Genomic DNA, 11,110 nt, shown 5'->3' with positions numbered 1-11,110 from the left:
GTGGTCGCGGACCCGGTGGGCGCGAGAGCAGTCGTCGGGGGTGGGGACGCCGTGGTGGTGGCGCTCGCCTGCGGGGTGGCCGACGGCACCGCCACGAGCAGCGGCCCGGGCGGAACGACGACGCAGTCGCCGGTGCGCGGGTCGTAGTCGGTCGTGCCGCGCGGGTAGGGCCGGGCCGCGTTCGCCGCCGTCTCGGCCGACCGGTAGTCGGCCGTGCAGACCGACGTGTCGGTGGTGTCGATCGGCCGCCCGTCCTGGTCGAACAGGTACACCCCGGTGAGCGGGTTGCCCGCCGCGTCGACCGGGCGGATGTCGCGGATCGGGCGGTCCCCGTCCTGCCACAGTCCCGGCTGGTAGGACTGGCTCGAGTAGGTGCCGGCCGGCCGGGGGCCGTCCAGCAGGCCGGCCCCGGTCGAGAGCAGCACACCCAGTGCCAGCACCGCCGCGAGGGTGTTGAGCGGCACCACCACCCAGAGCAGACGCCGGTCCCGGCGCGTGCGGTGACCGAGCCAGACCGACACCGGCACCGTCACCAGCGACAGGAGCACGACCAGGGGCGGGTCGGCCTGCGCGAGCACAGCCAGCATCAGCGCGGCCGCGATGACTCCCCGGACCACCCACCACCCCGGCTGCAGGCTCGCCAGGAAGTCCGCGACGCCGCGCGCCGGGGTTCCCGCCGCCGGCCGGCTCTCGACGAGCCGGCGCACCAGCGGCATCTCAGCCACCGTGGGCAGGCCCGGACCGTCGCGGGTGAGCAGCGGGAGCCCGAGCAGTGCGACGAGCAGGCCGAGCAGGACGAGGCCCGGCGCGTCCGCGGGGAGCCCGAGCACCACCAGCAGGACCGACCCGACGAGCCCGGCGACCGCGAGCGTCGCCGCCGTCGATCGGGAGCGCCCCGGTCCGCCCGCCTGTACGGGTGCGGGCGGGTAGCCGGCTGCGGCCCGCAACTCCCCCGCGTACACGGCCGGGCTGCCCAACCGCGCGACGAGCGCCGCGTGGCTCGCGTCGGCGCCGAGTTCGGCGGTGAGGTCGGCCAGGTGCGCGCGGACGTCGTCGAGGATCTCGGCCAGCTCCGGCGCCGGCAGGTCGGCCAGCGCGGACCGGATCCCAGCCAGGTACTCCTCGGCCGGACCGGGGAGCAGCCGCACGGTGCGCCCGCCGTCCGTTCCGCCGGCAGCCGCGCCGTGGCTCATGCGCTCGGTGTCCTCGTTCATGCCGCCCCCACCAGCCCTTCCATCGTCACCGCGAACGCCCGCCAGGTCTTGACCAACTCGCGCAGCCGCTCCCGGCCCGGGGCGTTGACGCTGTAGTACTTGCGGTGGGGCCCCTCCTCGCTGGGTACGACGTAGGAGGTCAGCAACCCCGCGTTGTAGAGCCGGCGCAGCGTGCCGTAGACGGAGGCGTCCCCCACCTCCTCAAGGCCGGCTGCGCGCAGCCCCCGCACCACCTCGTAGCCGTAGCCGTCCGCGCGGTCGAGCACCGCGAGCACAGCCAGGTCGAGCACCCCCTTGAGCAGCTGGCTCGTGTCCACACCGCCCCCTCTCTCCGGTCGTCCTGCGTACCGCACGGTACTGCGCAAGACACAGTAGTACGACAACCATATGACGGGCGTGTCAGGGGTCGGATCGGCGCCGCCAGGATGGCGTCAACGCCCCCGCCGGTCCCCTGCGACCGGCGCAGGGTCGATGTGTGCTCGCACCTCGGCCCACCCACGGCACCGCCGTCCCCGCCCGGCCCGTCCTGCCCGGAGCGGTCGGCGGTGTCCTCGGCCTGCCCGCCGGAGCCGTCGCCGTCATGGTGACGTGGGTGTTCGGCGGGAGCCCGACGACGGGACTCGTCCTCGCCACCGCAGCGGCCGTCACGCTCGGCGCGATGGCCACCACCCCCGGCGCGATCGTCGCCGCGGTCCTCTCCTGGGCCTGCTACGACGGCTTCGTGGTTCACAGCCTCGGCACGATCGAGGCCGGCCGCGCCGACCTCGTCGCGCTCGCCGTCGTGGTGGTGGCCGCCCTCGCCGCCCATCTGGTCGGCGTCGTGACGCGGCACCGCGATCAACGCACGTCGCAGCAGCACGCCCGGGCAACCGGGCGGCGGCGCCACTACGCTGCGGATGAGCTTCCGGATGTACAGCGGCACACCCGGAGCACTGCCCGGTAGTCCGCACGTCTGCAGGAGCCCGCATGTCCGTGGTCGACAACGCGATCTACATCGACGGCAAGCGTGCCGCCGTCCCCTCGTCGCTCGACCACACCTTCGAGGAGCTCCGCCGGTGTCCTGACGGGGGGCGCAGCTTCTGCTGGATCGGCCTCCTGCGCCCGAGCAAGCAGGAGATCGAGGCCGTCGCCGAGGAGTTCGGCCTGCACGGCCTGGCCGTCGAGGACACCGTCAACGCCCACCAGCGACCGAAGCTGGAGCGCTACGGCGACGTCCTGTTCGTGGTGCTGCGACCGGCACGCTACGTCGACCCCGTCGAGGTCGTGGAGCTCGGCGAGGTGCACCTGTTCCTCGGCCCGGACTTCGTGATCACCGTCCGGCACGCGGAGGAACCCGACCTCGGTGCGGTGCGCAAGCGTCTCGAGGCCGACCCCGCTCTCCTCGACAACGGGCCGTACTCGGTGCTCTACGCGGTGCTGGACAAGGTGGTCGACGACTACTTCCCGGTGCTCAACGGTCTGCAGGACGACATCGACCAGATCGAGGTGCAGGTCTTCGGCGGGGACCCCGCGGTCTCGAAGCGGATCTACCAGCTCAGCCGCGAGGTCATCGAGTTCCAGCGCGCCGTGGAACCGCTGCGGGACATCTTCGTGGAGCTGCGCGACCGGCTGAAGGAGCTGGCGGGCGAGTCCGATCTGGAGCTGCGCCGGGCCCTGCGCGACGTGGCCGACCATGCCGCCAGGGTGATGGACCGGATCGAGGCGTTCCGAGAGCTGCTCAGCAACATCCTCCAGGCCAACGCCGCACTGGTCGGGCAGCGCCAGAACGAGGAGATGGCCCGGCTCACCGAGGCGGGCTACGAGCAGAACGAGCAGGTCAAGCGCATCTCCTCGTGGGCGGCCATCCTGTTCGCCCCCACTCTGGTCGCCTCGATCTACGGGATGAACTTCACCCACATGCCCGAGCTCATGTGGACCTACGGCTACCCCTTCGCGGTGGGGCTGATGCTGCTGCTCGGGCTGATCCTGTACACGATCTTCAAGCGCCGCGGCTGGCTCTGAAGCCCCGTGACTCCCCCGAGTGGTGCGCACCACTCGGCGCTATGGCGGCGTCAGGACGCGGGCGGCGGCCGTCAACGCCGCGGTGAACTCCTCCCACGGCGGGACGGTTCGCGGGACAACGGACACCTCGGCGGTCACCGGCCGCCGTCGCCTCCGGAGACCCCCGGACCAAGGAGAACAGGTGTCCCTCGCCGATCTCATCCCGTCGTTGCGCACGACGCTGTCGTCCCGGCTCGCCCCCGGCCTGTGGCCGGAGACCGCACGGGCGACCTGTGACGGGCAGCTTCTCGTGGGCGGTGTCGACCTTGCCGAGCTGGCGGGACGGTTCGGCACGCCGGTGCTGGCCGTCGACGCCACGGACGTGCGCTCCCGCTGCCGGGCCTACCGGGAGGCGTTGCCCGGCGTGGAGATCGCCTACGCCGCCAAGGCGTTCCTGTGCCGGGCCATGGCCCGGCTGGTCGACCAGGAGGGTCTGGCCATGGACGTGTGCTCGGGCGGCGAGGTCGCCGTCGCTGCCGCCGCGGGCTTCCCCGGAGAGCGGATGATGCTGCACGGCAACGTGAAGACCGACGAGGACCTGAAGACCGCCCTCGCCGTGGGTGTGGGCCGGATCGTGCTCGACTCCCTCGAGGAGATCCCCACCCTCGCGGCCGTCGTCCCCACCCGCCAGCAGGTGCTGCTGCGGGTCGTCCCCGGCGTCGACGCCGGCACCCACGCCGGGCTCACCACCGGCACGGAGGACCAGAAGTTCGGCCTGTCGATCACGACGGGCGCGGCGGCCGAGGCCGTGCGGCGGGTGCTGGCCCGTCCCGAGCTGGAGCTGGTCGGGCTGCACTGCCACATCGGCTCACAGGTGCGCTCGGTCCGCCGGTACGTCGACGCCGCCGAGCGGATGGTCGCCTTCCTCGCCGAGATCTCCCGCGAGCACGGCGTGGAGCTGCCCCAGCTCGACATCGGCGGCGGTCACGCGGTGGCGTACGGCCCCGACGAGCAGTCGCTGGACCTCGCCGCGTTCGGGCGGACCGTGCCCGCCGCGGTGGCCGGGGCCTGTCGCTGGCACGGCCTGCAGGTGCCCCGGCTGACGGTGGAACCTGGCCGCGCCCTGGTCGCCCGGGCCGGAGTCACCGTGTACCGGGTGGCCGCCGTCAAGCACGGGGTGCACCGCACGTTCGTGGCCGTGGACGGCGGGATGAGCGACAACCCGCGGCCCGCGCTCTACGGCGCGCGCTACCCGGTGCGGCGCTTCGGCCGCCCCGAGCGCGTGCGCTCCGTGCCCGTCACGGTGGTCGGCCGGCACTGCGAGTCGTCGGACGTGCTGGCCGAGGAGACGCTGCTCCCCGAGGACATCGCGGCTGGCGACCTGCTGGCCGTGCCCTGCAGCGGGGCCTACCACGCGTCCCTCTCGTCGACCTACAACCAGGTCGGACGCCCGCCCGTCGTGGCGGTGGCCAGCGGAGCGGCAGTGCCGATGCTGCGCCGGGAGACGGTGGAGGACCTGCTGCACCGTGACGCGGGTTGAGGAGCCGCCCGGCGGGTGCGCCGAGGTTCAGGAAAGCCACTTTCCTGCCCTGGGAGTTCCGGAAAGTGGCTTTCCTGAACTAGGGATGCGGATGCCTCGGACGCGGCTGGCAACGCGGGCAGCTGTACGAGCTGCGGTTCATGAACGGGTCGCGCCGGATCGGGGTGCCGCAGCGGCGGCACGCCCGGTCCTCCTGGCCGTAGACGTCGAGCGAGCGGTCGAAGTAGCCCGACGCCCCGTTCACGTTCACGTAGAGCGCGTCGAACGACGTGCCGCCGGCCGCGAGCGCCGCCGCCATCACCTCGGTGGCGGCGGTGAGCACCTCGCGCCCCTGCTTGCGGGTGAGCGTCTCGGTGGGGCGGGTGCCGTGCAGCCGCGCCCGCCAGAGCGCTTCGTCCGCGTAGATGTTGCCGATGCCGGACACGACCGTCTGGTCCAGCAGGGCCCGCTTGAGCCCGGTGCGCCTGCGCCGGATCGCGGCGACGGCCGCGTCGAGGTCGAACGCCGGGTCCATCGGGTCACGGGCGATGTGCGCGACCGGCTCGGGCAGCAGCCCACCCCCGGTGGCCGGCACCAGCGGGTGCACCGAGAGGCCGCCGAAGGTCCGCTGGTCGACGAACCGCAGCTCCGTGCCGCCGTCGGCGAAGCGGAACCGGATCCGCAGGTGCTTCTCGTCGGGACGGTCGTCGCCGACCACGAGCATCTGGCCGCTCATGCCGAGGTGGGCGAGCACCGCGTCCTCCCCCGGAGCACCCCCGTCCAGGTCGAGCCAGAGGTACTTCCCGCGCCGCCGGGCACCGGTGATGGTGCGCCCGGTGAGGCGGGCGGCGAAGTCGTCACCGCCTGCGACGTGCCTGCGCACCGCGCGAGGGTGGGCGACCGTGACCGCGGCGATCTTCCGTTCGAGGACGTGGTCGGCGAGGCCGCGACGGACGACCTCGACCTCCGGGAGCTCCGGCACGGTGCGCGCTCAGGCGGGGCCGGACGCGGCGGGCTCGCTGCCCGCGGCCGCCTCGGCCGTCAACGTGCGCCAGGCGAGCTCGGCCGCCTTCTGCTCGGCTTCCTTCTTCGTGCGCCCCTCACCGGTTCCCAGCTCCCGGCCGGCCACCACGGCCGTGGCGGTGAACAGCTTGAGGTGGTCCGGCCCGTCCTCGGTGATCCGGTACTCCGGGACGCCGAGGTCGGCCGCCGCGGTGAGCTCCTGCAGGCTCGTCTTCCAGTCCAGGCCGGCTCCGAGCAACGGCGCGCTGCGCAGCAGCCCGTCGAAGAGGCGGTGGACCAGACCGCGGGCCGTCTCCAGCCCGTGCTCCAGGTACACCGCTCCGATGAGGGCCTCGGTGGCGTCGGCGAGAATGCTCGCCTTCGTGCGCCCGCCCGTCAGCTCCTCACCACGGCCCAGATAGAGATGCGATCCGAGCCCCCCGTTGCCGAGGGTGGCGGCCACGCCGGCGAGGGCGTGCATGTTCACCACGCTCGCGCGCAGCTTGGCGAGCTGACCCTCGGGCAGGTCCGGATGGTCGCGGTAGAGCCGCTCGGTGACGACGATGCTGAGCACCGAGTCGCCGAGGAACTCCAGCCGCTCGTTGGTGGGGAGACCACCGTTCTCGTACGCGTACGAACGGTGGGTGAGCGCGAGGGTGAGCAGGTCGTGGGCGATCTCGACCCCGAGGGACGCGAGAAGGGGCCCGCGGTCCTCCACGGGCCCCTGCAGGCCTCGCCCTACCACTACGTCCTTGCCGATTCCGCGCTCCCGGTGATCAGGCCGGGCTGACGACCTGGCGGCCGTCGTAGGTGCCACAGGTGGGGCAGGCGACGTGCGGGGGCTTGGTGGCCCGGCAGGCGCGGTTCGAGCAGGCGACGAGCGTAGGTGCAGTGGCCTTCCACTGCGACCGGCGCGAGCGCGTGTTCGACCGCGACATCCGGCGCTTCGGAACAGCCACGGTAGATCTCCTAGCGGTACTCGAGGGTGTCAGTCGGCGGACAGGCGCTCACGCAGAGCGGCCCACCGGGGATCCAGTGTCTCATGCCCGTGGTCGGGCGTGAGGTCGGCCCACTTGTCCCCGCAGTCGGGGCAGAGGCCCGGGCAGTCGGGGCGGCAGAGCGGGGCCAGCGGCAGGGTCAGGACGACGGCGTCGCGCACGATCTGCTCGACGTCGACCATGTCGTCGAGGACCCTCGGCAGCTCGTCCTCGTCGGTGGTCTCGTCGGTGACGCTGTCGGGATAGGCGAACAGCTCCGCGATCTCGACGTCGATCTCGTCGGTGAGCGCGTCGAGGCAGCGGGCGCACTCGCCGGCGAGCGACGCGTGGACGCTGCCGGAGACGTAGACGCCCTCGGTGACCGACTCGAGGCGGACGTCCAGCTCGATGGGCTCCCCCACCGGCACGGCGATCGTCTCCAGGCCGAGCCGGGTGGGCTCGGCGGGCGCCGGGATGGTGCGCCGGTAGGTGCGCATGTGGCCGGGACGCCTGCCCAGCTCGTGGGTGCTGAAGACCCACGGGCTGGTCGGATCGGGGTGGCCGGGGGTGGGGTGGTGCGTGCTCACACTCCCAGGGTAGGCCTGTCCGCCCGGCCCGCGCCGGGGGCGCGTCCGTGCGCGCTCAACCCTGCGGAACGATCCGGATCCGCGCCGCGCCCGCGCCCGACTCGAGCACGGAGATCTGGTACTGCCCGACCGGGGTGGTCGCGCCCTCCGCCACCGTCGTCGCGGCTCCGTCGGCGGCGGAGAAGGACACCCCGTCGTCGCCGATCGTCGTGATACCCACGAGCGGTCCGGTGCCGCACGACACGGAACTGGCGCCGTTGCGGGTCGACACGCGGCCACTGCCCGTCATGCTGATCCGGCCGGGCCCCTGCACCGTCACGCTGCAGTCGTCAGCCGGGGACTCCGGCGTCGGCCCCTGGGGCGCGGGGGCCGGCACGGGTGGTACCGGGGTGCCGCCGGACTGCGGCGCCGGCGTGCCGGGGACGCCCGCGCTGCACCCGGCGACGAGCAGTGCCGGTGCCGCGAGGGCGGCGGACAGGACGAGACGCACCCGCATCGTGGTGATCAGCACGCCCGGGATCGTGCCGTCGATCCGGGCCGGTGGCGAGGGCGAGCCCGGAATTCCGCCGGAATTGTCGCGCTGGGTGCGGCATCGGACCCCTCCCGCACGCCCGGCACGGAACGCGACGGCGAACTGCGCGCGTTCCGGTGATCCTTCCCCACGCTGAGCAGCCATCCGTCGCTACCGCCATCACGTCGGGGGACGCCTCATCAGGGTCTGTCGGGTGGGCGTGGTCCTTTGCACACTTACCCGGGCCACACCGGGAGACGCGATGACCGACACGACGACACCGTCCGGACTGTTCGTTGATGTGCTGAGCGGCGCCCACAGCTGGTCCGCGGTCAGTGACATCACCGCTCAGAACCGGGCGCGGACGGGGATCGCGCCCGCGCTGGTCCGCTTCCGGGGACTGCTGTACCTGTTCCACCAGGACGTGTCGGACCGGGGGACCGTGCACTACTGCGTCTCGCAGGACGGTTCGCACTGGTCCCAGCGGGTCAACCTCACCCTGCGCAGCCATGCGGTCCGCGCCGCTGCCGAGGTGGCGCCGATCGTCTACCGGGACGAGCTGTACCTGTTCTTCCGGGACGCCGTCGATCCCGCGCTGATCAAGGTGTGCCACACCCGGGACGGGCAGGAGTGGTCCCCGGTCACCCCGTTCGCGCTGGAGGGCGCCCGGTGTTCGAGCCGGCCGCTGCCGATGGAGTACCGCGGGTCGCTCTTCGTGTTCTACCGGGCCGACAGCGGAACCAGGGGCCTGGTGGCCTGTGTGAGCGAGACCGGCGCGGACTGGGACACGCTGGTGAACCTCGAGCACATGACCGGAACGATCGTGGACGAGCCGGTGCCGGTCGTGCACGGCGACCGGATGGTCGTGGCCTTCCGACCGGCCCAGTCCCCGTCCGCCGTCCTCACCCTGGCCAGCGACGACGGCACCGCGTGGCGCTACGGCGGCACGATCACCACGACCTCCTTCGACACCGCGACGCGGCCCGCCCTGATCAGCCACTGGGGCCTGCTCTACGCGTTCTACGTCGACTACGTGGACGAAGGTGCGCTGCTGGTCAGCCACAGCGCCGACGGCCTCTCCTGGTACGGATGGCGGTCCATCAACGGTCACAACCGCAGCCGCGAGACACCGGTCCCGGCCGTGTGGGACGACCGGCTGCTCCTGTTCTTCCGTGACGAGGCCGAACCGGGCCACGTGAACGTGTGCACGAAGAACGACCACGACAGCTGGCACCGGTACACGTCGATCTCGGCCCGCAACCACGCCGACGCGAACGGCGCGTTGCAGGTGGTCGCCGACGAGTTCGGCATCGACGTCGGCTACCGCTCCACGGCGTACGACGGCAACGGGCTGGCCGCGTTCCACGCCACCGGACCACAGCCGTGGTCGATCCGGCTCTCCGACGTGCCGGACGCGGTGGACGCCGTGTCGACCACGAGCGGTGCGGTGAAGCAGTGCGTCGTCGGCGATCTCCCGCGGGGCACCGACGACAGCATCAGGTCGATGGTTCCCTACCGCGACTGGTTCCTGGTGCTGCGCGACCGCGGACCGGAGACGCTCGGCGTGGTGGACATCGTCGACCGGGAACAGCACCGAAAGGCCCGGGCCGTCGCCCTGCCGGAGGACGGGCTCGACCACCCGGGCGGCTGCCAGTCGATCGGCGACTTCCTCGCCGTGCCCGTCCGCAGCGAGCACACGCACGACGGCTGCGTGCGCTTCTACGATCTGAGCGTCGTGTCCGACACCGCGGGCCCCCTGCTGCTGGACCTGCGCGTCGACCTCGGGATGGCGGTGGACGCCGTCGGGATCACCGACATCGGCTCCGGGGAGGACCAGCGCTACCTGCTCGCGGTGTACACCGATGGCGTGGTGTCGATGTACGAGTCGAACCCGGTGCCCCTCAGCGATCCGCGCTGCCGCTTCACGTTCCGGTTCTCGTGCCCGGCGACGGTGCGACCGCGTCCGGACGCCATGGCCCTGCTCACCGACGCCCGCGGCGACGTGTGGCTGGTCGGTCTCGGGTCCCAGGAGTCGGAGGAGTCGGCCGGCTTCGACGACTGGATCACGCTCTACCGGATCGACCTGACGGCCGGGCGGCTGACGATCTGGAGCCGCGACCGGCTACGGACGCGGGCGCCCGAGAGGCGGTTCCTGATCCACTTCCGGTTCGGGGCGGGACTCGAGGTGCTCGACTCCGAGACGCTGCTCGTGTTCGCGGCCGACGGGAACGCCGACAACCTGAGCCAGGACGGCCTGTTGTCCTACACCGAGTTCGGGCCGCCCGGCTGACCGAACTCGTCGGCCACGAGTGCCGCCAGCTCGAGCACCGCATCCGCGGTGGCAGGGCGGAGCGCGGCCATCTCGATCGTGCCTCCGACGGCGAGATGCGGGTCGTGCGGGATGTCCACCACCGCCCGGCACCGGGTCGAGAAGTGCGCGCGCAGCCGCGTGGTGTCGACCTCCCTGCTCGTGCGGTCGCCGGACAGCACCACGACGGCCCGGGCGACCAGGTCGCGATGGCCGTGGGCGAGTAGCCAGTCGAGCGTCTTGCTGGCCCGGCTGGCGCTGTCGAGCGTCAGCGCGCCCACCACCACGAGGCTGTCGGTCGTGGCGAGGGTGCCGTGCATCGCCGAGTGCATCATCCCGGTGCCCGAGTCGGTGACGACGATGTTGTAGAACCGGCTGAGCACGGTGCACACCTGCTCGTACTCGGCGCGGTTGATGGCCACGCTGCGGGCCGCGTCCTGCTCGGAGGCCAGCACCTGCAACCGGCCGGCGAGGCTCGTGAAACGTGCGACGTCGGGAAGTGCCTGGACGTCCTCGATGTGGTCGAGCAGGTCCCGCACCGTCGTGCCCGGCTCACCCGTCAGCCGGTCGGCGAGGGTGCCCGCGTCGGGATCGGCATCGAGCGCGACGACGCGGTCGCCGCGGTGCTCGGCCAGTGCCAGTCCCAGGAGCGCCGTCACGGTCGTCTTGCCCACGCCACCCTTGATGGATGTCACCGCGATCTGGTGCGGGCCGGGAAGCTCCCGCCGGATGCGCGCCGCCAGGTCGTGACGGCGGCGCTCGACGGGCCCGGCGCCGAGGTTGATCACGCCACCGCTCGCGGCGTGGACGGCGCGGCGCCAGCCCACGGTCGGCGCGTCGGAGCGGGGCCGGACGATCATGTGGTCGGTCAGCTCGGCAGCCGTCGCGGCGGGAGGCCGGTCCGCGACCTCGGCGGGCGGCTCGCCCGCAGTCCCGGCCGGCTGCTCCTCCGGGCCGGGCGGGGCGTCCGATGCAGAACCAGTGGACGACGCAAAAGCTCTCTTCGGCATGT

Annotated in this window: 12 protein-coding genes; 4 read left to right on the top strand and 8 right to left on the bottom strand. The window is 72.7% G+C overall.

All coding sequences use genetic code 11. The features are described from left to right. Both HF577_RS23495 and HF577_RS23490 read right to left on the bottom strand, forming a co-directional pair. A partial coding sequence (locus HF577_RS23495; protein WP_169398103.1) for an HAAS signaling domain-containing protein occupies positions 1-1,214 on the bottom strand: 1,214 nt, incomplete at its 3' end. Then, positions 1,211-1,531 (bottom strand): PadR family transcriptional regulator, encoded by a 321-nt coding sequence (locus HF577_RS23490; RefSeq protein ID WP_169398102.1) that lies wholly within the window; start codon positions 1,529-1,531, stop codon positions 1,211-1,213. The genes HF577_RS23495 and HF577_RS23490, both read right to left, overlap by 4 nt. Before the next feature lie 158 nt (positions 1,532-1,689). On the opposite strand from HF577_RS23490, the gene HF577_RS23485 reads away from it, so the two are divergent. From HF577_RS23485 to lysA, 3 genes are all read left to right on the top strand, one after another. After that, complete coding sequence (locus tag HF577_RS23485) at positions 1,690-2,157, top strand: hypothetical protein (RefSeq protein WP_169398101.1); 468 nt, start codon at positions 1,690-1,692, stop codon at positions 2,155-2,157. Between the two features lie 23 nt (positions 2,158-2,180). Next, positions 2,181-3,215 carry a magnesium/cobalt transporter CorA gene (gene corA, locus HF577_RS23480; RefSeq protein WP_169398100.1) on the top strand — a complete coding sequence of 345 codons (1,035 nt, stop codon included), beginning with the start codon at positions 2,181-2,183 and terminating at the stop codon, positions 3,213-3,215. A gap of 181 nt (positions 3,216-3,396) precedes the next feature. After that, the gene (gene lysA / locus HF577_RS23475) at positions 3,397-4,734 is read left to right on the top strand and encodes a diaminopimelate decarboxylase (protein WP_169398099.1); all 1,338 of its coding nucleotides are present in this window, start codon (positions 3,397-3,399) and stop codon (positions 4,732-4,734) included. A gap of 79 nt (positions 4,735-4,813) precedes the next feature. Here lysA and mutM read toward each other — a convergent pair whose 3' ends face one another. From mutM to HF577_RS23450, 5 genes are read right to left on the bottom strand one after another with little or no spacing between them, the layout of a single operon-like run. Beyond that, on the bottom strand, positions 4,814-5,695 hold the full coding sequence (gene mutM, locus HF577_RS23470) for a bifunctional DNA-formamidopyrimidine glycosylase/DNA-(apurinic or apyrimidinic site) lyase (RefSeq protein ID WP_169398098.1): 882 nt from the start codon (positions 5,693-5,695) through the stop codon (positions 4,814-4,816). A 9-nt stretch (positions 5,696-5,704) separates the two neighbouring features. Further along, complete coding sequence (gene rnc / locus HF577_RS23465; protein ID WP_169398097.1) at positions 5,705-6,433, bottom strand: ribonuclease III; 729 nt, start codon at positions 6,431-6,433, stop codon at positions 5,705-5,707. A 58-nt stretch (positions 6,434-6,491) separates the two neighbouring features. Further along, entirely contained in the window at positions 6,492-6,674 is a 183-nt protein-coding gene (rpmF, locus tag HF577_RS23460; RefSeq protein WP_169398096.1) for a 50S ribosomal protein L32, read from the bottom strand. Between the two features lie 29 nt (positions 6,675-6,703). Continuing rightward, positions 6,704-7,279: a YceD family protein gene (locus HF577_RS23455; protein ID WP_407692234.1), complete on the bottom strand. Its 576-nt coding sequence runs from the start codon at positions 7,277-7,279 to the stop codon at positions 6,704-6,706. Between the two features lie 55 nt (positions 7,280-7,334). Continuing rightward, positions 7,335-7,790: a hypothetical protein gene (locus tag HF577_RS23450; RefSeq protein WP_169398095.1), complete on the bottom strand. Its 456-nt coding sequence runs from the start codon at positions 7,788-7,790 to the stop codon at positions 7,335-7,337. A gap of 262 nt (positions 7,791-8,052) precedes the next feature. On the opposite strand from HF577_RS23450, the gene HF577_RS23445 reads away from it, so the two are divergent. Further along, a complete protein-coding gene (locus tag HF577_RS23445; protein WP_169398094.1) occupies positions 8,053-10,080 on the top strand; it encodes a hypothetical protein in 2,028 nt (675 codons plus the stop codon). Here HF577_RS23445 and HF577_RS23440 read toward each other — a convergent pair. Continuing rightward, a complete protein-coding gene (locus tag HF577_RS23440; RefSeq protein WP_169398093.1) occupies positions 10,053-11,108 on the bottom strand; it encodes a MinD/ParA family ATP-binding protein in 1,056 nt (351 codons plus the stop codon). The two genes, HF577_RS23445 and HF577_RS23440, sit on opposite strands and share 28 nt — an antisense overlap. Between the last annotated feature and the right edge of the window lie 2 nt (positions 11,109-11,110).

Source organism: Pseudonocardia xinjiangensis, assembly GCF_012911925.1.
Taxonomy (GTDB): Bacteria; Actinomycetota; Actinomycetes; order Mycobacteriales; family Pseudonocardiaceae; genus Pseudonocardia; species Pseudonocardia xinjiangensis.
The sequence above is the reverse complement of the archived record's forward strand: the minus strand, read 5'-3'. Positions and strand labels throughout refer to the sequence as shown.

What these genes read in the sequence shown, in the direction of transcription:
- corA (WP_169398100.1), top strand. Translation starts at nt 2,181, where the DNA reads ATGTCCGTGGTCGACAACGCGATCTACATCGACGGCAAGCGTGCCGCC.
- HF577_RS23445 (WP_169398094.1), top strand. Translation starts at nt 8,053, where the DNA reads ATGACCGACACGACGACACCGTCCGGACTGTTCGTTGATGTGCTGAGC.
- HF577_RS23440 (WP_169398093.1), bottom strand. Translation starts at nt 11,108, where the DNA reads ATGCCGAAGAGAGCTTTTGCGTCGTCCACTGGTTCTGCATCGGACGCC.